Source organism: Streptomyces albipurpureus, from assembly GCF_023701525.1.
Taxonomy (GTDB): domain Bacteria; phylum Actinomycetota; class Actinomycetes; order Streptomycetales; family Streptomycetaceae; genus Streptomyces; species Streptomyces albipurpureus.
The window spans coordinates 45501-70605 of the sequence record NZ_JAMQAW010000026.1 but is presented as its reverse complement, the minus strand read 5'-3'; the positions used below and the strand labels follow the sequence as shown (position 1 = coordinate 70605).

The following is a 25105-nucleotide window of genomic DNA, read 5'->3' as shown; positions in this document are numbered from 1 at the left end:
GGAGCCGGGTCTGACCGCCCGGACCCAACGGAACGTCGTATCCGACAGCGGGCGCATTCTGGGCGGACCCGCGTGCTTGGTGGCTCAACACAGCGCCAGCGCGGTGGTGCCCACCCGGGCATCGGTCTGGTTGTCGCTTCTCGACGGTTCCGCGCTCCCGGGCGGCGGCGCTTCGAATCGGAGTCAAGGCAACCCACCGGAACCAACCATCCGAGCCGGGGCACGCAGCGGCGGGCCAGGGGAGGCTTCCCCTGGCCCGCCTTCACCGCTCATGGTTCGGAATCAGTGCGCTGCGGACTCCCAGTCCGTGCCCACACCCACCGAGACGTCCAGTGGCGCGCTCAGCGAGGCGGCAGTGGACATCTCACGGCGCACGATCGCTTCCACCTGCTCTCGCTCACCCGGTGAGATCTCCAGCACGATTTCATCGTGGACCTGGAGCAGCAGTCGTGAGGAGAGCTTCGACTCCTGGAGCGCCCCGTCCACTCTGAGCATGGCGATCTTGACGATATCCGCGGCTGTTCCCTGGATCGGGGCGTTGAGCGCCATGCGCTCCGCGGCCTCGCGGCGCTGGCGGTTGTCGCTGTTGAGGTCGGGGAGGTAGCGCCGGCGACCGAGCATGGTGGCCGTGTACCCGGTGGCCCTGGCCTCGTCCACGACGTGGTGGAGGTAGTCCCGCACTCCGCCGAAGCGCTCGAAGTAGGTGTCCATCAGGGCGCGAGCCTCACCCGCCTCGATGTTGAGCTGCTGGGACAGACCGAATGCCGAGAGCCCATAGGCCAGTCCGTAGGACATCGCCTTGATCTTCCGACGCATCTCCGGATCGACCGCGGAGGTCTCCACGCCGAACACCTGGGAGGCCACGGTGTTGTGCAGGTCCTCACCGGAGGTGAAGGCCTCAAGCAAGCCCTCGTCCTGGGAGAGGTGGGCCATGACCCGCAGCTCGATCTGGCTGTAGTCGGCCGTCATCAGCGACTCGTAGCCCTCGCCGACGACGAAACCGCGACGGATGGCCCGTCCCTCGTCGGTGCGCACCGGCACGTTCTGAAGGTTCGGATCGGTGGAGGAGAGCCGTCCGGTCGCCGCGACGGTCTGGCTGAACGTGGTGTGGACGCGGCCGTCGGCCGCAACCGTCTTGATCAACCCCTCGACCGTGGAACGCAACCGGGCCTGCTCGCGGTGGCGCAGCATGATGACCGGCAGCTCGTGCTCGGTCTGCCCGGCGAGCCAGGCCAGTGCGTCTGCGTCGGTGGTGTAGCCGGTCTTGGTCTTCTTGGTCTTGGGGAGGTTCAGCTCGCCGAAGAAGACCTCTTGGAGCTGCTTGGGCGAGCCGAGGTTGAACTCATGGCCCACGGCTGCGTGGGCTTCCTTCACCGCCTGCTGAACGGCGCCCGCGAAGAGTTGCTCCATGGCTTCCAGATGGGCTCGGTCGGCGGCGATGCCGGACCGCTCCATCCGGGCCAACAGCAGTGAGGTGGGCAGCTCCACATCGTGGAGCAGTTCGGTGGCGCCGACCTCGGTCAGCTTGGTGCCGAAGGCGTCGCCCAGATCGAGGACGGCGCGAGCCTGGGCCATCAGAGCGTCGGCTTCCGCCTGGTCGTCCGCGCCGAACGCCAACTGGCCATCGGCTGCGGCAGGCGCCAGCTCACGGTGGAGGTACTCGATGGAAAGGGCGTCCAGGGCGAAGGATCGGCGGCCGGGTTTCACCAGATAGGCGGCGAGTGCGGTGTCCATGGTGATGCCCGCGATCTGCCAGCCGTGCTCGGGGAACACCCGCAGCACTTCCTTGGCGTTGTGCAGCACCTTGGGCCGGGACTCGTCCGCGCTCCAGGCGGCGAAGGCCCGCTCGTCCGCCTCGTCGAGACGGGTCGGGTCACACCACGCGGCGTTTCCATCGGCGGCGGCCAGGGCGATCTCGCTGACGCTGCCCACGCCCAACGCCCAGCTCGCGACCACGGCCATCCCGAGGGGCTGATCGCCGTGCTGCTCAAGCCAGGGAGCCAGTTCGCCGGCGCCCACGACCAAGCCGTTGAGCTCCACTCCGGCGGCGGGGGGCGGAGCCTCTTCCTCCGCCGAACCCGGGTCCACCGCGAGCAGCCGATCCCGCAGGCTGGGGTTGCGGATCTCCAGAACTTCCAGGAACCCCTTCAGCGCGGCCCGGTCATAAGGGGCGCGCTCCAGCTCGGCGACGGCCTTGGGCAGCTCGACGTCGCGCACCAACTCGGTCAGATGGCGGTTGAGCTTCACCGCGTCCAGATGGTCCCGCAGCGACTGTCCGACCTTGCCCTTCACCTCGTCCGCACGCTCGACGAGTTCGGCGAAGGAGCCGAACTGATGGATCCACTTCGTGGCTGTCTTCTCGCCGACGCCCGGGATACCGGGGAGATTGTCGGACGGGTCGCCGCGCAGGGCGGCGAAGTCGGGATACTGCGTGGGGGTCAGCCCGTACTTCTCCTCGACCTTCGCCGGGGTGAAGCGGGTCAGCTCGGAGACGCCCTTGGTCGGATAGAGCACGGTCGTGTGCTCGCTGACCAACTGGAAGGAGTCCCGGTCGCCAGTGACGATCAGCACGTCGAAGCCGGCGGCCTCGGCCTCGGTCGCCAAGGTGGCGATGATGTCGTCGGCCTCGAAGCCGTCGACGGCGAACCGCGCCGCGTTCATCGTGTCGAGGAGCTCGCCGATCAGCTCGACCTGCCCCTTGAACTCGTCGGGCGTCGACGAACGGTTCGCCTTGTACTCCGGGAAGTCATTCGAGCGCCAGGTCTTCCGCGATACGTCGAAGGCCACGGCGAAATGCGTAGGCGCTTCGTCGCGCAGCGTGTTCGCCAGCATGGACGCGAAGCCGTAGACGGCATTGGTCGTCTGGCCGCTCGCGGTCGAGAAATTCTCCGCGGGCAGCGCGAAAAACGCCCGGTACGCCAGGGAGTGCCCGTCCATGAGGAGCAGGCGTGGACGGTTGTCGTCTGGAGTCTTCTTCGATGCTGTCTCAACCACGGGGACGATCCTGCCACGTGCCACTGACATCACTGGCAATGCGACCGCCCGGCGGTGCCCGGACGAGCCCGCGACCGGTGGGCGCGGGCCGCTGTCAGCGGGGCATGACAGTATCGAAAGTGGACGAGTCCCTCAGACGTATATATGTTCGCCCCATCTCGTCCGACCTCGCCCCTGGTGGCCGTGGACGGACGGAAACAGACAGCTACCGACAGCTGTGGAGACCGCGCTCGAAGGGGAGCACGATGGCCGGCAAGCCTCCCGCAGGCGATCCGATTCAGGACGCGCCGCAGATCGACGCGCCCCAGCATGCGGCGGCCGGTCTCTCCGCCATCGGACACACCCTGAGGATCGCCCAGCAGCAGATGGGTGTGAAACGCACCGCGCAGACGCTCCTCAAGGTCAATCAGAAGGATGGCTTCGACTGTCCGGGATGCGCCTGGCCCGAGGGCGACAAGCGCCATTCCGCGGAGTTCTGTGAGAACGGCGCGAAGGCGGTCGCCGAGGAGGCGACCCTGCGCCGGGTGACGCCCGACTTCTTCGCCGAGCACCCCCTGGCGGATCTCGCCTCCCGCAGCGGTTACTGGCTGGGTCAGCAGGGCCGGATCACCGAGCCGGTCTATCTGCCCGAAGGTGGCGACCGGTATGAGGCGGTGAGCTGGGAGCGGGCGTTCGAGATCATCGCAACGGATCTGACCGCGCTCTCCTCGCCCGATGAAGCCCTCTTCTACACCTCGGGCCGCACCAGCAATGAAGCGGCCTTCCTGCTCCAGTTGTTCGCCCGTGAGTTCGGCACCAACAATCTCCCCGACTGCTCGAACATGTGCCATGAGTCCTCCGGCTCGGCGCTCACGGAGACCATCGGGGTCGGCAAGGGCAGTGTGTCGCTCGAAGACATGCACCAGGCCGATCTGATCATCGTCGCCGGTCAGAATCCCGGCACCAACCACCCTCGGATGCTCTCCGCGCTGGAGAAGGCGAAGCGCGCGGGCGCGCGGATCATCTCGGTGAATCCGCTCCCCGAGGCGGGTATGGAGCGATTCAAGAACCCGCAGACACCGCGCGGTCTGATCAAGGGTGTCGCGTTGAACGACCTCTTCCTCCAGATCCGTATCGGCGGCGACCAGGCTCTGTTCCGGCTCCTGAACAAGTTGGTCCTGCAGAGTGGTGCGGAAGCGGTCGATCAGGAGTTCATCGCCGAGCACACCCATGGGTACGAGGAGTTCCGCACGGCCGCCCTGGCCGCCGACTGGGAGGAGACGCTCGCCGCGACCGGCCTGGAGCGGGCCGAGATCGAGCGGGCTCTCACCATGGTGCTGGCTTCGCGGCGGACGATCGTCTGCTGGGCGATGGGACTCACCCAGCACAAGCACTCCGTCGCCACCATCCGCGAGGTGGTCAACTTCCTGCTGCTGCGGGGCAATATCGGCCGCCCCGGTGCGGGCCTGTGCCCCGTACGGGGACACTCCAACGTTCAGGGCGATCGCACCATGGGCATCTTCGAGCGCCCGGCGCCGGCGTTCCTGGACGCACTGGAGAAGGAGTTCGGCTTCGCACCGCCCCGCCACCACGGTCTCGATGTCGTACGGTCCATCAGGGCCCTGCGGGACGGCACGGCGAAGGTCTTCTTCGCGATGGGCGGGAACTTCGTCGCGGCCAGCCCCGATACGGAGGTCACCGAGGCCGCCATCCGCACGGCGCGGCTGACGGTTCATGTGTCGACCAAGCTCAATCGCTCTCATGCGGTGACGGGCAGCCGGGCGCTGATCCTGCCCACCTTGGGGCGGACGGACAAGGATGTGCAGGCCGGCGGCCGGCAGGTGGTGACCGTCGAGGACTCCATGGGCATGGTGCACGCGTCCCGGGGCAATCTCCCGCCGGCAAGTGGGCAACTGCTCTCGGAGCCCGCGATCGTGGCGCGGCTGGCCCGCGCCGTGCTGGGGGCCAAGTCGGCGACCCCGTGGGAGGAGTTCGAGCGGGACTACGGCACGATCCGCGATCGGATCGCGCGGGTGGTGCCCGGCTTCGAGGACTTCAACGCGAAGATCGCGCGCCCTGGTGGATTCACCCTTCCCCATGCCCCGCGGGATGAGCGCCGTTTCCCCACCGCCACGGGCAGGGCCAACTTCACCGCCGCACCGGTGGAGTTCCCCGAGGTGCCTCAGGGCAGGCTGCTGCTCCAGACACTGCGTTCGCACGATCAGTACAACACCACGATCTATGGCCTTGACGACCGTTATCGGGGCATCAAGGGGGGCCGGCGGGTGGTGCTGGTGAACCCGCGGGACGCGGATGAGTTGGATCTCGCGGACGGTTCCTACGTCGATCTCGTCAGCGAGTGGCGCGACGGAGTGGAGCGCAGGGCACCCGGCTTCCGGGTGGTCCACTACCCAACGGCCAAAGGGTGCGCCGCGGCGTACTACCCGGAGACCAATGTCCTGGTGCCACTGGACTCTACGGCGGACACCAGCAACACACCGGCCAGCAAGTCCGTAGTGGTGCGGTTGGAACCGGCCTAGTAGTGCTTTGTTAGGTGGTGTCGTAGGGCTGCCATGGGGTGGGTTGTCGGCAGGTAGGGCAGGTGCCTGTCCAGGTGACGATGAGGTGCTGCAAGAGTGCCAGGGCCTGGTAGAGGGTCAGGCCCTGGCAGGGGCTTTTGGGGAGATCCGCTGTTCGGTGAGGAAGAGATGGGCGGCGGTGACGAGGGTGACGTGGCGGTGCCAGCCGGTGAAGGAGCGTCCCTCGAAGTGGTCGAGCCCGAGGGCGGTCTTCAGCTCGTGGTAGTCGTGTTCGATGCGCCACCGGGACTTCGCGAGGCGGACCAGATCCTTCGCCGGGATGGTCTCCGGCAGGTTCGAAATCCAGTACTTGACCGGCTCTGATTCGCCATCGGGCCACTGGGCGATCAACCAGGTGGGAGGGATCGTGCCGTCGTCGGTGGGCTTGGGACGCCGTCCTGCGAGACGGACCCGCAGGAGTACGAAGTGCGAGCTCATCGCGGCCCTGGAGCCCTTGCGCCAGGTCACTGCCTGGCCCTGGTGGCGGCCTGCGGTGATGACGTGGTCGCGTAAGGAGACCGGACGGGTGCGGTAGCGGGGCAGGGGTCGGGGTCCGAGCCCGCCGTAGGCGGGCTGATGCGGCTCGGCGGTCGCGGGGTGGGCGGTCATCTCGCCCTTGGCCTGCAGGACATGGGCAAGGCCACGGGCTTCCAAACCGTGCCGGAAGTCCGCGTTCGCGCCGTAGCCGGTGTCAGCGACGAGTACCGCCGGCCTCAGCCCGGTGCCGGCCAGTTCCTCCAGCGCGAGCCGCCACTTCGGGCGGTGATGCTCACTCTCAGGGATGCGGCAGGCCGCTCGCCGGGCCGCCGCATCCGGACCGTCCCACACGGCGGGCAGGAACAGCCGCCACGACAACGGACACGAGGCCGCGTCGGAGGCGGCATGGATACTGACCCCGATCTGGCAGTTGCCGACTTTCCCCAGGGTGCCCGAGTACTGCCGAGCCACCCCCGGCGAGGAGATCCCGTCCTTGGGGAAGCCGGTGTCGTCCACCACCCATACCTGCGGACGCACCACGCGGACCGCCCTCCACGCCAGATGGGCCCGCACGTCCTGGACCGGCCAGGTCGAAGAGGTCATGAACTGCTGCAACTGCTGATGATCGACACCAAGGCGCCCGGCCATGGGCTGCATCGACTTCCGCCGACCGTCCAACAGCAGACCCCGCAGATACAGCAGGCCCTTCGCCCGCTGATCCCGCCTGACCAGCGGCGCGAACACCTCACCGGCGAAATCCTCCAACCGGCCCCGACACCCAGCAAGCTCCCCAGCCCTCATACAACCAGCGAACTACCAGACACCAAACCTGACAAGGCCACCTAACAAAGCACTACTAGGGTCTGTCGTTTGGATCAGGCTGGATCAGTGAGCAGGTGCGAGGCCGCGCCAGTGGTGTCCCGGTCGGCGAAGCGGTGCTGGTGGCCCCCGCTGATGGCATGGCCAGCGGGGGCAGAATGTGACCTGGGCGCTAAGCGTTTGCTCAGCCATCTGATAAGACGGTGCACACAGCACGCACCCACTCAGATCGGAGCCGGTCCCCATGGGCGAGCACCAAGCCGTGAAGTTCCCGCAAGAGGTCATCGACGAGTACGCCGCGCTCGGTGTGGATCTCCTGGCGCTCTTCTCCGCGGGGAATCTGGGCAACCGCATGGGCATCCAGGTCGTCGAGGCGGCGCCGGAGCGGATCATCGGCACCATGCCCGTCGAGGGGAACACCCAGCCTTATGGGCTGCTGCACGGCGGTGCGTCCGCCGTGCTCGCGGAGACGCTCGGTTCCATCGGTGCGATGCTGCACGGCGGCAGCAGCAAGATCGCCGTCGGGGTGGATCTCAATTGCACCCACCACCGGGGGGTCCGCTCCGGACTCGTCAAGGGGGTGGCGACGCCGGTGCACCGCGGCCGGTCGACGGCCACCTACGAGATCGTCATCACCGATGAGCAGGACCGACGGGTCTGCACCGCTCGGCTGACCTGCATGCTGCGGGATCTACGCCCTGGCGAGGCGGACGCGATGCGCAGCGGCGCGTAGCAGAACCGGGGCCCACTGCGCAGTGGGGCGTCACCGGTCCGGGGACTCTCCGGACAGCGGCGCGTCAACAGGACCGGGAGGCCCACGGGTCCGACCGTAGGACGCCGCCCCCTACCGCGCCGAACCCCCGCACCTCGGTCGGTGCTCCAGCCCTGGGCGCCGCCGCTCACGCACAACAGCGGTCGGGCGGGAGGCGCATCGGAGTTCCTGCCGCTGGGCCCGGTGGGACAGGGCACCTCGCCAACCGCCCGCCCAGGGCGTCAGCCCGGCTCATCTCCGCGTACGGGACTGGCCCTTCGCCGATGCAGGCGGCACTGACCGCGCTTGGCTCAGCGGGGTGGCCCGAGTGGCCGGGGCCGGGGCGAGTGAGAACAGGGCGACCAGATCGTCGAGGCGCACCACCAGGATCACGGCGACCAGTGCGGCGGTGGCGGCTATGGCCGCACCGCCCGGATGGGGAGGCCAGCCGGCGCCACCGCCGATGGCCACGGCCGCCGCCCCGGTGGCTCCCACTGCGGCCAGAACCAGATTCCGCACCAGGTGGACCGGCCCCAGCGGGGTCACCGAGGCCCCGAAGCAACGGCATGGAGTACGCCTCCCCCGGCGCAGCGCCGCCCCCATGCCCGCGGTGAAGCCCAGTAGCAGGAGCGCCGCCAGGGCAAGTCCGATCGACGCGGTGGCTGGGAGGGCGAGCAGCACCAGGGCGGCCAACTCCCCTACGGCCACCGCAACGGCGACAATCCCCGCGACCTTAGGGGAGAAAAGCCTCATGTCCCGTATTGAGGTGGTGAACTCATCGAAAGCGGCCTTTCGATGTACCTTCCCGGCCAGTGCGGTCAGAAATACCCCGAAGAGCAGAATGCGACAGCTTAAGGCGATATACATCATCATCGAGCCCCCTGCCGCCCCAACTGCGCCGCCCGTTCCCTGCCGGTCCGCCGACTTTCCGGCCGCGGGAATCGCTTGAAGTCGATCATGGTGCCCTCTCCTGCGTGATCCGCCGTAAGGCGCGAAACCGCGCGGTAAAGATCACCAGGTGGCCAGCGCGGCACGCCGGAACGATAGACCGGCCCGTTCGCCAATCCACCGGCACCCCGGAAATTCGTCGCCATTGAGTTACCGAACGTGACGGAATAGCGTGTCCAGCATGGGGATCTCACGGCACGATTCGGCCGGATTCGCCCTGGGTGCACTTCTCCTCATTCTCACCTTCATCGGGTGTTCACCAGGGCCTCAACCCGAAGGCGAGGGCGCCTCACCCCTCGCACCCCGAAAGTCCTCACCTGCCGATATATGCGCAACTCTCATATCGTATTGGGCCAAAGAGTCGCTCAAGGGCAGCAAATGGGCAGGGCTCGACTGGGAGCAGAAGGGCCTGTCCAACGAGCAGTACGAAATCCACGAGGATCTGCTGGCAGCCGCCCGGGCGACGGAATTGCATCAAGGTCGCGAGAGAGCACTTGAGTTGATCGATGTCCGCGCCAGACGGGAGTGCACAGCGCGACGTGGCGCGACGGGCAGTTCAGAGAACTGGCGCACTCCGCGCTAGAGGGAGAGACGCCCCATCAGCTCCGCGACCCCGAGGGAGACGCAGCAGCAGCCACCCGCACCTCGCACACCTCCCCCGCCCCGGTTGAGCCAGGGCCGGAAGTCGGCGGCAAGCCGGATATGACGGATAGCCGCCTCTCGTTGACACTTACTCTCCGTAGCTAAAATCCAAGCGGAGTCCAGCCGTCCACTCGGATCGCGCTTACCTGCCGCACGCCCCTGGAGACCCCTGGAGCCGAATGCGTGCAGTCAGCACCAATATCGCCTCAAGCCCCTTAGTGGAACTGGGCGTTCTCAGGATGCGGTCGAGGTTTGGCGGGGCGTATGACTGATCCGTAGCGCCCCACCTCACCGATATTTGACCGCGGCATAACAAGAGAGTCACATCCTGACCTCCGTACTGACCCACCCATCCACCTGCCCTTAGAGTCACGGCCAGTCACCGCGCCGCCGAGCGCAATGTCAGCGCGACACGTGTACGCCCGTACGGCTCGGCGACGAAACGGCCCTTCAGGGGAGGGGCCGCGCCAGGGAAAGGACTTATTCGTGCGAAACCGTTCCTTGCTCATACTCACCGCCGTGGTCACCACGGGAGCGCTTACCCTCACCGCCTGCGGATCGCGCGACGACGACAACAAGAAGTCCGACAGTGGCAAAAAAACCACTGTGATCATCGGTGTCGACGCTCCGCTGACGGGTTCACTGTCCGCACTCGGCCAGGGAATCAAGAACTCGGTGGACCTCGCCGCCAAGACCGCGAACAAGACCAATGCGGTGCCCGGCGTGGAATTCAAGATCGAAGCACTCGATGACCAGGCGATTCCCGCCTCCGGTCAGGCAAACGCCACCAAGCTCGTGGGCAACAAGGACGTCATAGGCGTCGTCGGCCCGCTGAACTCGGGTGTCGCCCAGTCCATGCAGGGCGAATTCGACAAGGCCAATCTGACCCAGGTCTCGCCGGCCAACACCAACCCGTCGCTGTCACAGGGCGACAACTGGGGCAAGGGCGAGAAGAAGCGCACCTTCAAGACATACTTCCGCACCGCCACCACGGACGTCATCCAGGGCAAGTTCGCCGCCCAGTACCTCTACAACGACGCCAAGAAGAAGAAGGTCTACGTCGTTGACGACAAGCAGACCTACGGTGCCGGACTCGCGGCGATCTTCGCGGAGGAGTTCAAGCGCCTCGGCGGTGCCGTCGCGGGCACCGACCACGTCACGGTGAAGGAGACCGACTTCTCCAGCACCGCCGACAAGGTCAAGTCCTCCGGCGCGGACTCGGTCTACTTCGGTGGCCAGTACCCCGAGGCGGGCCTGCTCGCGGACCAGATCAAGAAGACCGGCGCGAAGATTCCCACCATGGGTGGTGACGGCATCTACGACCCCGCGTTCATCAGCGCCTCCGGCGAGTCCAACGAGGGTGACCTCGCGACCTCCGTCGGCTTCCCGGTCGAGAAGCTCGAAACGGCGAAGAAGTTCATCACGGACTACGCGGCGGGCGGCTACAAGGACCCGTACGCGGCGTACGGCGGCTACTCCTACGACGCCGGTTGGGCCATCATCGAGGCCGTCAAGGCCGTCGTGGCAGCCAACGACGGCAAGCTGCCGGAGGACGCCCGCGCCAAGGTCACCGAGGCCATGTCGAAGGTGACCTTCGACGGTGTGACCGGCAAGGTCTCCTTCGATGAGTTCGGCGACACCACGAACAAGCAGCTCACCGTCTACTCCGTCAAGGGCGGCAAGTGGACCGACGTCAAGAGCGAAACGTTCAAGGACTGACCCACGGCACTGCCCCGCAGCACTGAACCAGCCGCGCGAGGGTGCAAACAGCACCCTCGCGCGGAGTCATATCCGACACGCTCATCGGACATCGGAGGCTCTGCGGTGAACGAACTGCCGCAACAGCTGGCCAATGGCCTTGCCCTGGGTGCCCTCTATGGCCTCATCGCCATCGGGTACACCATGGTTTACGGCATCGTCCAGCTCATTAACTTCGCCCATGGCGAGATCTTTATGATCGGGGGGTTTGGCGCCCTCACCACCTATATAGGGCTCCCCAGCGGAATCTCCCTGTTCGTGGCGATTCCGCTCATGATCATAGGTGGCGCGATAGCCTCCGTCGGCGTCGCCGTACTAGCGGAGAGATTCGCGTATCGGCCACTGCGAGGCGCGCCCCGGCTCGCCCCACTGATCACCGCGATCGGACTGTCGATCGTGCTCCAGCAGCTGGTCTGGGGCTGGTACCCGGACGCGAAGAAGGCAAGAAGTTTCCCGGAGTTCACCGGTGAGTCCTTCAAGATCCTGGACAATCTGATCATCCAGCGCGCTGACGCCTTCGTGCTGGTCCTCGCCCCGCTCTGCATGCTCGCGCTCGGGCTCTTCGTCTCCAAGAGCCGCAATGGACGCGCCATGCAGGCCACCGCGCAGGACCCGGACACGGCCAAGCTGATGGGCATCAACACGGACCGGATCATCGTGATGGCATTCGCCATCGGTGCCGCGTTCGCCGCGATCGCCGCGGTGGTGTACGGCCTGGACAAGGGTCAGATCCAGTTTGAGATGGGCTTCATCCTCGGGCTGAAGGCGTTCACCGCCGCGGTCCTCGGAGGCATCGGCAACATCTACGGAGCGATGGTCGGCGGAGTCGTCCTCGGCCTCGCTGAGGCGCTGTCGATCGCCTACATCGAAGAGATCCCCGGTATGCAGCAGCTCGGTGGCGGCGCCTGGGCCAACGTCTGGGCGTTTGTACTCCTCATCGTCGTGCTTCTCGTCAGGCCGCAGGGCCTGCTCGGCGAGCGCGTCGCGGATCGGGCGTGAGAGCGATGACCACGGACATCACCAAGACTGCCGCGACACCTGCCGGGGACGACGCGTCCCGAACGCCCCTGATCCGCTGGATCGTCACGGCCGGTGGCCTCGCCACCGTCGCCAGCACCTTTACGGCCTGGACCTACACCGACGCGTTCCCCGGTGATCTCACTGTCTACGGTTACCCCGGCGGACTACAGATCCTCACCCTGGTCGCCGGCGCGCTCGTCGTCCTCTACGGACTGGCCTCGCTCGGCATCAAGGGACTGGGTTGGCTCGCTCCCACCGGAACGACCAAAGCGCTCTGGTTCTTCGCCCTGGGCGCCTTCGCCACCACCTGGTTCACGACCGTCGCCATCGCCTGGCAGCTCGGAGGCCTGGCCAACCTCGAACCGGGCGCCTTTGCCGCCGCCGTCGCATCGGCCGTGCCGCTGGCCGCCTTCGCGCTCCCGGACGACACCCACAAGGCCAAGCGTCCCAGGGAACTGCCCTCCTGGGCCGAGATCCTGCTGATCGTCGCCGCGTTCGCCGTCGGCATGTACGTGATCACGTACGGCATCGACACCGAGTACTCGGAGCTGTTCACCGGCTATCTCATCACCGTCGGCTTCGCGGTCGCCGGTCTGATCAAGGCCGGTCTGACAGCACGGCTTTCAGGGCTGACCAGCAAGTACCGCCAGGTCACGGTGATCGCGGCGTTCGCAGCCGCCATCGCCTTCCCGTTCACCCAGAACACCGACACGTACACGCTCATCGCGGTCAACATCCTGATCTTCGCGACGGTCGCACTGGGCCTGAACATCGTCGTCGGTCTGGCCGGTCTGCTGGACCTCGGCTACGTGGCCTTCCTCGGCGTCGGCGCGTACACGGCCGCCCTGGTCTCCGGTTCCACGGCGTCCGCGTTCGATGTGCAGTTCCCGTTCTGGGCCTCGGTCCTCACGGGGGCGGTCGTCTCGCTGATCTTCGGTGTGATCATCGGCGCGCCGACCCTGCGGCTGCGCGGTGACTACCTCGCCATCGTCACACTGGGCTTCGGCGAGATCTTCCGCATCGCGATGGGCAACCTCGACGGAGTCTCGGGCCCGCGGATCACCAACGGTCCCAACGGTGTTCCGAACATTCCCGACCTGGAGTTCTTCGGCTACAACTTCGGTGAATCGCACACCGTCTTCGGTATCGAGCTCGGTGCCTACGCCAATTACTACCTGCTGATGCTGGTCGCGATGGCCCTGGTCATCATCGTCTTCAGCCGGGCGGGCAGTTCCCGTATCGGTCGGGCCTGGGTCGCCATCCGGGAGGACGAGACCGCGGCCACCGCCATGGGCATCAACGGCTTCCGGGTCAAGTTGATCGCCTTCGCCCTCGGTGCCACCCTGGCCGGTCTCGCCGGCACCGTACAGGCCCATGTGCAGCACACCGTGGTCCCGGAGATGTACCAGTTCGCCGGTCCCGTACCACCGAACTCGGCCTTCCTCCTGGCGGCTGTGATCCTCGGCGGCATGGGCACGGTCACCGGACCGCTGCTCGGCGCCACCCTGCTGTACATGATCCCGGCCAAGCTCCAGTTCCTCCAGGACTACCAGCTCCTCGGATTCGGCATCGCGCTGATCCTGCTGATGCGGTTCCGTCCCGAGGGCCTGATCGCCAACCGCCGCGCACAGCTCGAGTACCACGAGAACGACCAGCTCGATGTGCCTGACAAGGGCCTGACCGGCTCCGGCGTCGGCATTACCAAGGCGGGGGCGTGAAGGCCATGACGACCACCACCACCGACATCGCGACCTCCCCCGTACTGGAGGCGAGCGGAGTCACCATGAAGTTCGGCGGACTCACCGCCGTGCAGAACGTGGACCTCAACGTCAACGCGGGCGAGATCGTCGGTCTCATCGGCCCCAACGGTGCCGGCAAGACCACCTTCTTCAACTGCCTGACAGGGCTGTACGTCCCCACCGAGGGCAAGGTCAGCTACAAGGGCACGGTGCTTCCGGCCAAGCCCCACCTCGTCACCATGGCGGGGGTGGCCCGTACCTTCCAGAACATCAGGCTCTTCGCCAATATGACCGTGCTGGAGAACGTGCTCGTCGGCCGCCACACCCGCACCAAGGAGGGGCTGTGGTCCGCGCTGCTGCGGGGGCCCGGATTCAAGCGGGCCGAAGCCGCTTCCCATGAGCGTGCCATGGAGCTGTTGACCTTCATCGGTCTTGAGCACAAGGCCGATCACCTCGCTCGCAACCTCCCCTACGGTGAGCAGCGCAAGCTGGAGATCGCCCGGGCGATGGCGAGCGATCCCGGGCTGCTGCTGCTCGACGAACCGACGGCCGGTATGAACCCGCAGGAGACCCGGGCGGCCGAGGAACTGATCTTCGCCATCCGGGACCAGGGGATCGCCGTACTCGTCATCGAGCACGACATGCGGTTCATCTTCAACCTCTGCGACCGGGTGGCCTGTCTGGTGCAGGGCGAGAAGCTCGTCGAAGGCACCCCCGAGGTCGTCCAGGGCGATGAGCGCGTGGTCGCCGCCTATCTCGGTACGCCCTTCGAGGGTGCGCCGGGTGCGGAGGAGGTCGCCGAGGTGGAGGCCGCGGAGGCGCACAGCGGCGGAGGCGGTGCCACGCGTACCGATGAACCCGCCGCCAGCGCCCCGACCACCCGTACCGACGCGGCCGATGCCGCCGGTACATCGGAGTCCGCTTCCGACGCACCGGGCGGCAAGGGCACCACCAGCCAGGAAGGGGAGACCCAGTGACCGCACTGCTGGAGGTCGAGGACCTCAGGGTCGCCTACGGCAAGATCGAGGCCGTGAAGGGCATCTCCTTCAGCGTCGAGGCCGGCCAGGTGGTGACCCTCATCGGTACCAACGGCGCGGGCAAGACCACAACGCTGCGCACCCTGTCGGGGCTGCTCAGGCCCTCCGGTGGCCGGATATCCTTCGACGGCAAGCCGCTCGCGGGCTATCCCGCCCATAAGATCGTCGCCCTGGGTCTGGCCCACTCCCCCGAGGGCCGCCATATCTTCCCTCGGCTGTCCATCGTCGAGAACCTGCGTCTCGGGGCGTTCCTGCGGACCGACAAGGCGGGCATCGAGCAGGACATCGAGCGCGCCTACGACCTCTTCCCGATCTTGCGGGAGCGGAGCAAGCAGGCGGCGGGCACCCTCTCCGGCGGAGAGCAGCAGATGCTGGCGATGGGGCGGGCGCTGATGTGCCAGCCGAAGCTGCTGATGCTGGACGAGCCCTCGATGGGTCTGTCACCGATCATGATGCAGAAGATCATGTCGACGATCACCGAGCTCAAGTCCCGGGGGACGACGATCCTGCTGGTCGAGCAGAACGCGCAGGCCGCGCTCTCCCTCGCCGATCAGGGGCATGTGATGGAGGTCGGACGCATCGTGCTCTCGGGTACGGGCGAACACCTGCTGCATGACGAGTCGGTCCGCAAGGCCTATCTGGGCGAGGACTGAGCCTGCCAGGACCGGGTAGCGGATACGGGAGGGGCCCGTGCTTTCCAAGGAAGCGCGGGCCCCTCGCCGTGTACGGGGCATTCGCCTCACCGTGGGCGGGGCGTTCGCGTGGCGGGCTGTCCCGTACGGCGGCTCACTGGCCCTTGGCGGCCTTCTTCTCTTCCGCGTCCTCGATGACCGCCTCGGCGACCTGCTGCATGGACATGCGCCGGTCCATCGAGGTCTTCTGGATCCAGCGGAAGGCGGCGGGCTCGTTCAGCCCGTACTCCGTCTGGAGAATGCTCTTGGCCCGGTCCACCAGCTTGCGGGTCTCCAGCCGCAGGGAGAGGTCCGCGACCTCCTTCTCCAGCGCCTTCAGCTCGGTGAAGCGGGAGACCGCCATTTCGATGGCGGGGACCACATCGCTCTTGCTGAACGGCTTGACCAGATAGGCCATCGCGCCGGCGTCCCTGGCCCGCTCGACTAGGTCGCGCTGGGAGAATGCGGTGAGCATCAGCACCGGGGCGATGGACTCCTCGGTGATCTTCTCGGCCGCGGAGATTCCATCGAGGATCGGCATCTTCACATCCAGGATGACCAGATCGGGCCGGTGCTCGCGGGCGAGCTCGACGGCACGCTGGCCGTCTCCGGCCTCACCGACGACCGCGTACCCCTCTTCTTCCAGCATCTCTTTGAGATCGAGTCGGATGAGGGCCTCGTCTTCCGCGATGACCACTCGGGTGGTCAACGGGGGGATGTGCGACTTGTCGTCGTCGGCGACGGGCTGGGGCGAGTCGGGGGCGGTCACGGGACTCCTCATTCCAAGGCATTCCAAGGCGTTCCAATGCAGGGTGCTCCCCATGAGCCTACCGAGCTCCTGTATGGTGGGGGCACGAAGGGTGCCCGCCACCCTACGTTTCCAAGGCGCCCCGGTAGCCCAGCGGTAGAGGCAATGGTCTCAAACACCATCCAGCGTGGGTTCGAATCCCACCCGGGGTACTTTCCCTGTAATTCCATGGTCACCCTTTGAGGGTTGACCGGCAGGATCGATCAGCAAATCACCAGCGGGATCGATCGACAGAGTCGACGTGTGGGAGTCGGCCGGCAAGATCGCCCAGCAGGCCGTGAGAGAGCGCCCGTTGAGGCCCCTTCCATCGGGGCCCCAGCGGGCGCCGGCGCATCAGCTGGTGGTGTCATCCACTCCGATGTGATGGATGCGCACCAGATTCGTCGAACCGGGGACTCCGGGAGGCGATCCCGCCGTGATCACCACAATGTCACCGCGCTCACAGCGGCCGATCCTCAGCAGCTCCTCATCGACCTGGGCGACCATGGCGTCGGTCGACTCCACATGCGGGCCGAGGAAGGCCTCCACACCCCAGGTGAGATTGAGCTGGGCGCGGGTGGCCGGGTCGGGCGTGAAGGCCAGCAGGGGGATCGGCGAGCGATAGCGCGAGAGCCGCCGGACGGTGTCGCCCGACTGAGTGAAGGCGACCAGGAACTTGGCGCCGAGGAAATCGCCCATCTCCGCCGCCGCACGGGCCACCGCACCGGCCTGAGTGCGGGGCTTGCTGCGCTCGGTCAGCGGCGGTAGCCCCTTGGCGAGCACATCCTCCTCCGCGGCCTCGACGATCCTGCCCATCGTGCGCACGGTCTCGATGGGGTACTTGCCGACGCTCGTCTCCCCCGAGAGCATCACCGCGTCGGTGCCGTCGATGACGGCGTTGGCCACATCGGAGGCCTCGGCGCGGGTCGGGCGGGAGTTCTCGATCATCGAGTCCAGCATCTGGGTGGCCACGATCACCGGCTTGGCATTGCGCCGGGCCAGCTTGATCGCCCGCTTCTGGACGATCGGCACCAGTTCCAGCGGCATCTCCACGCCGAGGTCGCCCCGGGCAACCATGATGCCGTCGAAAGCGGCCACGATGTCGTCTATGTTCTCGACGGCCTGCGGCTTCTCGACCTTGGCGATGACGGGCAGCCTGCGCCCCTCTTCGTCCATGACGCGATGGACGTCCTCGATGTCGCGTCCACTGCGGACGAAGGACAGGGCGATCACATCGACACCGGTACGCAGCGCCCAGCGAAGGTCCTCGATGTCCTTCTCCGAGAGCGCCGGGACGGAGACCGCGACCCCGGGGAGGTTGAGCCCCTTGTTGTCGGAGACCATGCCGCCTTCGATGACCGTGGTGTGGACCAGGGGCCCTTCGACGGCGGTCACCTCCAGGGTGACCTTGCCGTCGTCCACCAGGATGCGCTCGCCCGCGGTGACATCGCCGGCGAGGCCCTGATAGGTGGTTCCGCAAATATTGCGGTCGCCTTCCATCGGCTCCACGGTGATGGTGAATTCATCGCCGCGCTCCAGCAGGACGGGGCCTTCGCGAAAACGCCCGAGTCTGATCTTTGGGCCCTGGAGATCAGCCAGTACACCGACGCTGCGCCCCGTCTCTTCGGACGCCTTGCGTACGCGCTGATAGCGCTCGTCATGCTCGGTGTAACTGCCGTGGCTGAGATTGAGTCGGGCAACATCCATTCCGGCCTCGACCAGTGCCTTGATCTGGTCATATGAGTCGGTGGCTGGGCCCAAAGTACAGACGATTTTCGCTCGGCGCATGGGATCGACCCTAAGACTTACCCACCGGTAGGGGTTTGATTCCAGGTTTCTCCTCAACAACCTTTGCGTGAAAGGTTATTGACAACTGCCGAAGTGTGCACAGGTGCGCTCTGATGAGCAATTTCTCTGTCCGGAGCGCCCTTTGTGCGGGGTTCCGGACAGAGAACTCCTCATAGCTCCGGTGGTGTCATAGTGAAACGAGCATTCACCTGGGCGTAAACGGTCTGCCGCTGGGGTTCGAGATCGAGGGCGGGGGCCGGTCCCGCGTATTCGGCCGCTCCGGCGAAGGCCATCGTCGCGGCTCCGCGAGGTGCGCCGTAGCCGCCGCCGTTCTCGGCGCCGAGATCCGCCAACTCCACCAGCGCGGATAGCCGTGCCCCGAGCGCCTCGGCGTACTCACGGGCCCGCTGAACGGCCTCCAGCACGGCCTGCCGCCGGGCCTCGCCATGGGCGGGCGAGTGGGGGCGAAGCTTCCACCAGGGGCCGTCGACCCGGGTCATCTCCAGATCCGCGAGCCGGGTGGTCAGCTCCCCGAGGGAGGTGAAGTCGACGAGCTCGGCGGTGATGTAGACCTTGCCGTGGTACGTGCGGACCCGCTCGCCCTTGCCCCGCTTGGTGAGCTCGGGGGTGATGGAGAACGATCCGGTTTCCAGCTTCTCCACGGCGTCCCCGTAGGACCTGATCAGCTCCAGGACCGCGGAGTTTCGGTGGGTGAGGTCTTCCAGGGCACCGCGGCGATCGGAGCCCCGGGCGCCGACGGTGACCCCGATCCGGGCGACCTCCGGATCCACCTCCAACCGGGCCTCGCCGCGGACGGCGACCCGGGGGGTGTCCGGAGTGCCGTACGGAGCGGCGGGGGTGGGTGCGTCGGTGCTGGCTGCGTCCATGGTCACGGGGCGGCTCCCTCGTACTCGTCGTCGCGTACCGCACAACGTGGCGCGGTACGCGTGAACATACTGCCGACTGGCGTACGGACACTCTCGCATCCCGGGCCGGGATACGAGGACGCTCAGCAGCGCGCCCCCGATGGGTGCGCCACGGGCCTAGAAGCTGGGGGCGAGCGGGGTGAAGTGCATTCCCTGGGCAGGGACCCGGGACGGTGCCGGCCGCTCCAGACCGAAGCTGGTGAAGGCGGTGCGCCGGGGCAGCGGATACGGCTCCTGGCCGGTGAGGGAGTTGAGGATGCTGGCGCTGCGCCAGGCCGCGAGTCCCAGATCGGGGGTGCCGACGCCATGGGTGTGCGCCTCGGCGTTCTGCACGTACACAGCGCCGGTCACGGATCGGTCGGTGACCAGCCGGTACTCGTCGTCGATCCGGGGTCGGCCCGCCGAGTCACGGCGGAGATAGGGGTCGAGTCCGGCCAGCAGCAGATCGACCGGGCGCTGGCGGTATCCCGTGGCGAGGACGACGGCATCGGTCAGCAGCCGGGATCGGGCTGCCTGCTGGAGGTGTTCCAGATGCAGTTCGATCTTGGTGGTGGCGACCCGGCCCGCGGTGCGAACGCGCACCCCGGGGGTGAGGACGGCGTCCGGCCAGCCACCGTGCAGGGTCCGCCGGTAGAGCTCCTCGTGGATCTGCGCCATGGTGCCCGCGTCGATGCCCCGGTGGAGGTGCCACTGTCCGAAGGCGACCTGGTCCCGGGTCTGTTCGGGCAGGGCGTGGAAGTAGCGGGTGTAGTCGGGGGTGAAGTGCTCAAGGCCGAGCTTGGAGTACTCCATGGGTGTGAAGGCCTCGGTACGGGCCAGCCAGTGGAGCCCCTCACGGCCCACGGGCCGCTGGCGGAGCAGATCGAGAAAGACCTCGGCGCCGGATTGGCCGGAGCCGATGACGGTGATGTGCTCGGCGGCCAGCAGCCGGTCCCGGTTGTCCAGGTACTCCGCCGAGTGGATCACCGGGGCGGTCGAGGCGTCGACGAGTGGTCGCAGCGGCTCCGGGACATAGGGCTCGGTGCCCACGCCGAGCACGACATTGCGGGCATGGGTACGGCCCAGGGCCTCGGCCTCCCCGTCGATGTCGAGTTGGGTGTAGTCGACCTCGAACAGCTCGCGCTCGGAGTTCCAGCGCACGGCGTCGATCTGGTGGCCGAAGTGGAGACCGGGCAGGCTGTGGCTGACCCAGCGGCAGTAGGCCTCGTACTCGGCGCGGTGGATGTGGAACCGCTCGGCGAAGTAGAAGGGGAAGAGCCGTTCCCGGGAGCGCAGGTAGTTCAGAAAGCTCCAGGGGCTCGCGGGGTCGACGAGGGTGACCAGATCGGCGAGGAACGGAACCTGGACGCGGGCTCCCTCGATCAGCAGACCGGAGTGCCAACCGAAGTGGTGGCCCTGCTCGTAGAAGGCGGTGCGCAGCGGGGTGCGCAGGCCGTGGGCGAGGGCGGCGAGCGAGAGGTTGAACGGTCCGATGCCGATGCCCACGAGGTCTTGGGGTCGGTCGGGTTCGGTGGGGGGCGTGGCGCTCATCGGTGGGTGCTGCCTTCCACGAGTTCGATCACAACGTCGATCACAAGGTCAATCAGTCGGTGCAGGTCGGCTGAGCTGGCGTAGGGGTTGAGCAGGGTCGCCTTGAGCCAGAGCCGCCCGTCGATCCGGGCGCGGCCGAGGACCGCCCGGCCTTCCATCAGAAGGGTGCGGCGGATCTCCGCGGTCTGCGCGTCACCGGCGCCGCGGGGTCGAAAGAGCACGGTGCTCAGGGTGGGCCGCTGCCACAGCTCCAAGCGCTCATCGGCCTCGATGAGTTGGGCGAAGCGGGCGGCGCTGTCCATCGTGCGGTCCACCAGCGCGGCCATTCCGTCCCGGCCGAGGGACCGGAGGGTGACCGCGATCTTGAGGACGTCGGGGCGCCGGGTGGTGCGCAGCGAACGGCCCAGCAGATCGGGCAGCCCGGCTTCGGTGTCGTCGTCGGGGTTGAGGTAGTCGGCGGTGATCGCCAGGGGGCTCAGCCGGGCGTGGTCGCGTACCGCGAACAGGCCGGCGGCGATGGGCTGCCAGCCGAGTTTGTGGAGGTCGAGGGTGACGGAGTCGGCGCGTTCAAGACCTGCGAGCAGCGGGCGGTGCCGCTCGCTGAAGAGCAGCGGTCCGCCGTAGGCGGCGTCGACGTGGAGTTCGACGCCATGGCGCTCACAGATCGCGGCGATCTCGGGAAGGGGGTCGATCCGTCCGGTGTCGGTGGCGCCCGCGGTGGCGACGACCAGGCGGGGCCCGGGTAGTTCGGTGAGGGCGTCGTCGAGCGCTACGGGGTCCAGAGCGCCGTCGGCGGCCGGCACGGTCACCGGTGCGGGCAGCCCCAGCAACCAGGCCGCTCGTTGTACGGAGTGGTGGGAGCCCGAGCCGCAGATCACCTGGATGGCGCCGTGGCGTTCCCGGGCGAGGAGGAGGGCGAGTTGATTGGACTCGGTGCCTCCGGTGGTGACCAGGGCATCGGGCTGGGGTGCGTGCGGATAGACCTCGGCCGCGAGGGCGCGGGTGACGGAACGCTCCACCTCGGATGCGGCCGGGGCCTGGTCCCAGGAGTCAAGGGACTGGTTGAGCACGGATGCGGCGAGGTCGGCGGCCACGGCGAGCGCGAGCGGAGGGGTGTGGAGATGGGCGGCGCACAGGGGGTCGGCGGGATCGGCCGCCCCGTACGCCACCGCCCGTACGAGCCGGTGCAGGGCGTTGCCCGCGCCGATTCCGTGGTCGGGCAGTACGGGTTCCACGGCCTGGCGGATCTGGGCGGCGATGGCCTCGGGCCCACCCGGGGGAAAGGGGCCGCCACGGTCGGCGGCGCCTTCACGGAGGGATTCGAGGACCAGACCGAGCAGGGGGCGCAGGGCGTCGGGGCCGTGGGTGCCGCCCGCGAGGGGGGCTTGGGGTGCGCCCCTGTCGCGCGCGGTGCCCGTCGCGGGAATCGGGGTGGCCGGTGCCTGGGAGGCGCTCCGCGGCCCTGCCTGCGGAACGCGGGGGTCGGGGGGGCTCGACGTGCTCATATGGGTCCTCCGCAGGCTGCGTTGGCGGGGCGACCCCCGATGGGGAGGGGCACGCGTAGTGCTCAACGAGTGGGGGCGGAGGAGGTTCGGTTCTGCTGGGGGACCGGGGCTGGCGCCGGATCATATGCCCGCGTCATGGGCGGACTCTGGGGCCTGAGGGGTGGGACCGGCGCCTCTGGCGGGCTGGGTACACGGCTGGTCCCACCTCGCCCACCGCCGCTCTCCACTACGGCGGTCGGGCCGCATCGCCGCCGTCGGGCGACTGACCGACGAGGTGTCCCGCACCCTGTGCTCGGGAGGTCGCCCGGATCGTTCGCCCGGGCCGCACCGAGCCAGGGACGGCGGGCGCTCAGCCCCGGGACCGCCCCGCGCCAGGTCGGGAGGTGCGGCGGGCGGGACCCGGGAAAGGTGGCCGAGGGGCTGACCGGGTGGTTGGTCAGCCCCCGTGGTCGCTAGGGGGTGGAGTGGGTCGCCCGGACGGACAGGGCCCGGCGTAGGTCGTCCAGTTGGTCAGCCAGTCGGCGGCGCATGGCGGGGATCATCTCCGTTTCTCGCAGAGCGGTCTCCCCCACTTCCAGCGCCTCGTCGTCGACCGCGTACAGCGGAAACGCGTACCCGCCGGCGGCCTCCGCTATGGCCGGGCCCCTGCGGTCGGCCAGGGCGACCGTGTCCGGGTAGTAGCGCGCGAGGTACGGCGCGACCAGTTCGGCCTGTTCGGGCTGCCAGAAGCCCTGAGCGGTGGCCCTGAAGACGTAGTTGGAGAGGTCGTCGGAGGCGAACATCTGTGCCCAGGCCGCGGCCTTGGCCTCCTCGGTCGGTAGCGCGGAGCGACATCGGGCCGCGCCTTCCTGGCCGGTCGCGCTGGGGTCCTGCACCAGTTCGGCCGCGATGGCGGCTTCGTCGGTCTCGCCGAGGACGGCGAGACGGTACTGAATCCGCCAGCGCAGCTCCGGGTCGAGTTCGGGCCCGCCGATGACGCTCCCTTCGGCCAGCCATTCCTGGATCGCTTCCGGCTGGGCCGACGCGTCGATGAAGTGGCGTACCGCGATCAGCCGCAGCCCCGGATCGCTGCCGTCCTCGGTGCGGCGCATCAGCCCACGGCAGATGTCCCTGATCACCCCGAGGGCGGCGGACCGCTGGGCGGTGGGCACGTAGCGAGCGGCGACCTGGGTGGTGGCGAACGCGAGGACGCCCTGGGCGATCGCCAGATCCGTTTCACGGGGCAGCTGGATCCGGGCGGCCTCCAGATAGGCGAGGGGGGCGAGCTCGCCGTCGCGGACCATGTCGCGGGCCGCGTTCCAGATGACGGCGCGGGTCAGCGCGTCGGGGACGTACGACAGGACGCGTACCGCGGTCTCCCAGGAGCCGGGGTCGAGGCGGATCTTGGCGTAGGTGGTATCGATGTCGTTGAGTACGACGAGGGCGGGACGGCGGCCGGGCTGCGGCTCGACGGCGTTGGCACCCCCCGGGACGTCCAGCTCCCAACGGCCGCGCAGCACCACCCGGGTGGGGTCGACGGGGTCGATGTCGTAGGCGCCGACGGCGATGCGGTGCGGGCGCGTTCCCTGGTGGGCGACGGCGAGCGACCAGGTGCCGTTGGATTCGGCGACCGCGGGGGTGAGGGTGTCCACCCCGGTCGTACGCAGCCAGGCCTCGGCCCATGCGTGGACATCGCGGTCGGTGGCCCCGGAGAGGGAGTCGATGAAGTCGGCGAGGGTGGCGTTGCCGAACTTGTGGCGGGCGAAGTGGATGTTGATGCCGGCGAGGAAGTCCTTCTCCCCCATCCAGGTCACCAGTTGGCGCAGCGCGGACGCTCCCTTGGCATAGGAGATGCCGTCGAAGTTGAGGAGCGCGGACGCGGTGTCGGGAACCGCGTCCGGGTCCGGGGAGACGGGGTGGGTGGACGGCCGCTGGTCCGCGTCGTACCCCCAGCCCTTGCGGGCGACGGCGAAGTCGACCCAGGTGTCGGTGAACCGGGTGGCCTCGGTGAGGATCTGGAAGCCCATGTACTCGGCGAACGACTCGTTCAGCCAGAGGTCGTCCCACCACACCATGGTGACCAGGTCACCGAACCACATATGGGCCATCTCATGGGCGATGACCATGGCCCGGGTCTGGCGCTGGGTGTCGGTGACCGCGGAGCGGAAGACGAGCTCATCGCGGAAGGTGACCAGTCCGGGGTTCTCCATCGCGCCCGCGTTGAACTCGGGCACGAAGGCCTGGTCGTAGGAGTCGAAGGGGTACGGCTCCTCGAACTTCTCGTGGTACCGGTCGTAGCACTGGCGGGTGATCTCGAACAGCTCGTCGGCGTCCGCGTCCAGGTAGGGCGCGAGCGAGCGGCGGCAGTGGAGGCCGAAGGGCAGTCCCGCGTGTTCGGTGCGGACGGAGTGCCAGGGCCCGGCGGCGACGGCGACGAGATAGGTGGAGAGGGGGGTGGTGGTGGCGCAGGTCCATTTGCCGTCGCCCTGGTGGGTGGCGACACCGTTGCCAAGGACGCTCCATCCGTCGGGGGCGGTCACCGAGACATCGAAGACGGCCTTGAGATCCGGCTGGTCGAAGGCGGAGAAGACCCGCTGGACGTCTTCGAGGAACAGCTGGGTGTAGACGTAGGTCTCGCCGTCGCTGGGGTCGCGGAAGCGGTGCATCCCCTCGCCGGTGCGCGAATAGTGCATATCCGCCTCGACGCGCAACTCATGGTCGCCCTCGGCGAGCCCGATCAGCGGGAAGCGGTTGCCGTCGAGCGCTGCGGGGTCGAGGAGATGTCCGTCCAGTGTCACGGAGCGCAGTGCGGCCGGCTTGACCTCGACGAAGGTGTCCCCCGCCGCACGGGCGGTGAAGTGTATGACGGTGGTGGAACCGAAGGTCTCTTCGCCTGTCCCGGGAGGGACCCCTGCCTCGACGCCGGCGGTGAGGTCAAGGTCGACGGTGTAGCGGTGGACGTCGAGAAGCTGTGCACGGGTCTGCGCTTCGTCGCGCGTGAGTACGGACATGGGAGCCATGCTGCCTGATCGCGGCGGCCGAGCACACGGGGTATCGGTTGCGCTCTGAGCGCACGGCACCCTCGCATAAAGGGCTGGTGCGCCTCATTTCGATCGCTTGGTGCCCCGCGTGTCCCGGGAGCCTCCGGGCGGACTCCGCAGTCCGGTCACCCGTGG

At 67.8% G+C, this 25105-nt stretch carries 16 protein-coding genes and 1 tRNA gene; 8 read left to right on the top strand and 9 right to left on the bottom strand.

What is annotated here, in order from left to right; translation table 11 throughout:
* Positions 1-282: 282 nt before the first annotated feature.
* Entirely contained in the window at positions 283-2994 is a 2712-nt protein-coding gene (gene polA, locus NBG84_RS21325) for a DNA polymerase I (RefSeq protein ID WP_250921149.1), read from the bottom strand.
* Between the two features lie 245 nt (positions 2995-3239).
* Here polA and NBG84_RS21320 point away from each other — a divergent pair, with 245 nt between their 5' ends.
* Positions 3240-5513 (top strand): FdhF/YdeP family oxidoreductase, encoded by a 2274-nt coding sequence (locus NBG84_RS21320; protein WP_250921148.1) that lies wholly within the window; start codon positions 3240-3242, stop codon positions 5511-5513.
* Positions 5514-5630: 117 nt separating this feature from the next.
* On the opposite strand, the gene NBG84_RS21315 is transcribed toward NBG84_RS21320, so the two are convergent.
* Positions 5631-6830 (bottom strand): IS701 family transposase, encoded by a 1200-nt coding sequence (locus tag NBG84_RS21315; RefSeq protein ID WP_250921147.1) that lies wholly within the window; start codon positions 6828-6830, stop codon positions 5631-5633.
* Positions 6831-7092: 262 nt separating this feature from the next.
* On the opposite strand from NBG84_RS21315, the gene NBG84_RS21310 reads away from it, so the two are divergent.
* Complete coding sequence (locus NBG84_RS21310; RefSeq protein WP_250921146.1) at positions 7093-7581, top strand: PaaI family thioesterase; 489 nt, start codon at positions 7093-7095, stop codon at positions 7579-7581.
* Positions 7582-7851: 270 nt separating this feature from the next.
* Here NBG84_RS21310 and NBG84_RS21305 read toward each other — a convergent pair whose 3' ends face one another.
* Positions 7852-8466: a MauE/DoxX family redox-associated membrane protein gene (locus NBG84_RS21305; RefSeq protein ID WP_250921230.1), complete on the bottom strand. Its 615-nt coding sequence runs from the start codon at positions 8464-8466 to the stop codon at positions 7852-7854.
* Between the two features lie 1209 nt (positions 8467-9675).
* On the opposite strand from NBG84_RS21305, the gene NBG84_RS21300 reads away from it, so the two are divergent.
* From NBG84_RS21300 to NBG84_RS21280, 5 genes are all read left to right on the top strand, one after another.
* Positions 9676-10908 (top strand): branched-chain amino acid ABC transporter substrate-binding protein, encoded by a 1233-nt coding sequence (locus NBG84_RS21300; RefSeq protein WP_250921145.1) that lies wholly within the window; start codon positions 9676-9678, stop codon positions 10906-10908.
* Positions 10909-11013: 105 nt separating this feature from the next.
* Entirely contained in the window at positions 11014-11946 is a 933-nt protein-coding gene (locus tag NBG84_RS21295; protein ID WP_250921144.1) for a branched-chain amino acid ABC transporter permease, read from the top strand.
* A 5-nt stretch (positions 11947-11951) separates the two neighbouring features.
* A complete protein-coding gene (locus NBG84_RS21290; RefSeq protein WP_250921229.1) occupies positions 11952-13685 on the top strand; it encodes a branched-chain amino acid ABC transporter permease in 1734 nt (577 codons plus the stop codon).
* Between the two features lie 5 nt (positions 13686-13690).
* Positions 13691-14683 carry an ABC transporter ATP-binding protein gene (locus NBG84_RS21285; RefSeq protein WP_250921143.1) on the top strand — a complete coding sequence of 331 codons (993 nt, stop codon included), beginning with the start codon at positions 13691-13693 and terminating at the stop codon, positions 14681-14683.
* Positions 14680-15396 carry an ABC transporter ATP-binding protein gene (locus NBG84_RS21280; protein WP_250921142.1) on the top strand — a complete coding sequence of 239 codons (717 nt, stop codon included), beginning with the start codon at positions 14680-14682 and terminating at the stop codon, positions 15394-15396. The genes NBG84_RS21285 and NBG84_RS21280 overlap by 4 nt, the downstream gene beginning before the upstream one ends.
* 133 nt (positions 15397-15529) lie before the next feature.
* On the opposite strand, the gene NBG84_RS21275 is transcribed toward NBG84_RS21280, so the two are convergent.
* Positions 15530-16183 (bottom strand): ANTAR domain-containing response regulator, encoded by a 654-nt coding sequence (locus NBG84_RS21275; protein ID WP_250921141.1) that lies wholly within the window; start codon positions 16181-16183, stop codon positions 15530-15532.
* A gap of 118 nt (positions 16184-16301) precedes the next feature.
* On the opposite strand from NBG84_RS21275, the gene NBG84_RS21270 reads away from it, so the two are divergent.
* Positions 16302-16374 (top strand) — tRNA-Leu (locus NBG84_RS21270).
* Between the two features lie 181 nt (positions 16375-16555).
* Here NBG84_RS21270 and pyk read toward each other — a convergent pair.
* The 5 genes from pyk to pepN form a co-directional block, all read right to left on the bottom strand.
* Positions 16556-17989: a pyruvate kinase gene (gene pyk, locus NBG84_RS21265; RefSeq protein WP_250921140.1), complete on the bottom strand. Its 1434-nt coding sequence runs from the start codon at positions 17987-17989 to the stop codon at positions 16556-16558.
* Positions 17990-18159: 170 nt separating this feature from the next.
* Complete coding sequence (locus NBG84_RS21260; RefSeq protein ID WP_250921228.1) at positions 18160-18876, bottom strand: SIMPL domain-containing protein; 717 nt, start codon at positions 18874-18876, stop codon at positions 18160-18162.
* A 156-nt stretch (positions 18877-19032) separates the two neighbouring features.
* The gene (locus NBG84_RS21255) at positions 19033-20445 is read right to left on the bottom strand and encodes a lysine N(6)-hydroxylase/L-ornithine N(5)-oxygenase family protein (RefSeq protein ID WP_250921139.1); all 1413 of its coding nucleotides are present in this window, start codon (positions 20443-20445) and stop codon (positions 19033-19035) included.
* Positions 20442-21950 (bottom strand): pyridoxal phosphate-dependent decarboxylase family protein, encoded by a 1509-nt coding sequence (locus tag NBG84_RS21250; protein WP_250921138.1) that lies wholly within the window; start codon positions 21948-21950, stop codon positions 20442-20444. Before NBG84_RS21250 ends, NBG84_RS21255 begins: the two co-directional genes overlap by 4 nt.
* A 452-nt stretch (positions 21951-22402) precedes the next feature.
* Positions 22403-24940 carry an aminopeptidase N gene (gene pepN / locus NBG84_RS21245; protein WP_250921137.1) on the bottom strand — a complete coding sequence of 846 codons (2538 nt, stop codon included), beginning with the start codon at positions 24938-24940 and terminating at the stop codon, positions 22403-22405.
* Positions 24941-25105: the final 165 nt, after the last annotated feature.

Bases quoted from the DNA above. Each gene is read 5' to 3' on its own strand.
- NBG84_RS21315 (WP_250921147.1), bottom strand. From the start codon at position 6,830: ATGAGGGCTGGGGAGCTTGCTGGGTGTCGGGGCCGGTTGGAGGATTTC.
- NBG84_RS21255 (WP_250921139.1), bottom strand. From the start codon at position 20,445: ATGAGCGCCACGCCCCCCACCGAACCCGACCGACCCCAAGACCTCGTG.
- pyk (WP_250921140.1), bottom strand. From the start codon at position 17,989: ATGCGCCGAGCGAAAATCGTCTGTACTTTGGGCCCAGCCACCGACTCA.
- NBG84_RS21260 (WP_250921228.1), bottom strand. From the start codon at position 18,876: ATGGACGCAGCCAGCACCGACGCACCCACCCCCGCCGCTCCGTACGGC.
- NBG84_RS21305 (WP_250921230.1), bottom strand. From the start codon at position 8,466: ATGTATATCGCCTTAAGCTGTCGCATTCTGCTCTTCGGGGTATTTCTG.
- NBG84_RS21320 (WP_250921148.1), top strand. From the start codon at position 3,240: ATGGCCGGCAAGCCTCCCGCAGGCGATCCGATTCAGGACGCGCCGCAG.
- pepN (WP_250921137.1), bottom strand. From the start codon at position 24,940: ATGTCCGTACTCACGCGCGACGAAGCGCAGACCCGTGCACAGCTTCTC.
- NBG84_RS21290 (WP_250921229.1), top strand. From the start codon at position 11,952: ATGACCACGGACATCACCAAGACTGCCGCGACACCTGCCGGGGACGAC.
- NBG84_RS21250 (WP_250921138.1), bottom strand. From the start codon at position 21,950: ATGAGCACGTCGAGCCCCCCCGACCCCCGCGTTCCGCAGGCAGGGCCG.
- NBG84_RS21310 (WP_250921146.1), top strand. From the start codon at position 7,093: ATGGGCGAGCACCAAGCCGTGAAGTTCCCGCAAGAGGTCATCGACGAG.
- NBG84_RS21285 (WP_250921143.1), top strand. From the start codon at position 13,691: ATGACGACCACCACCACCGACATCGCGACCTCCCCCGTACTGGAGGCG.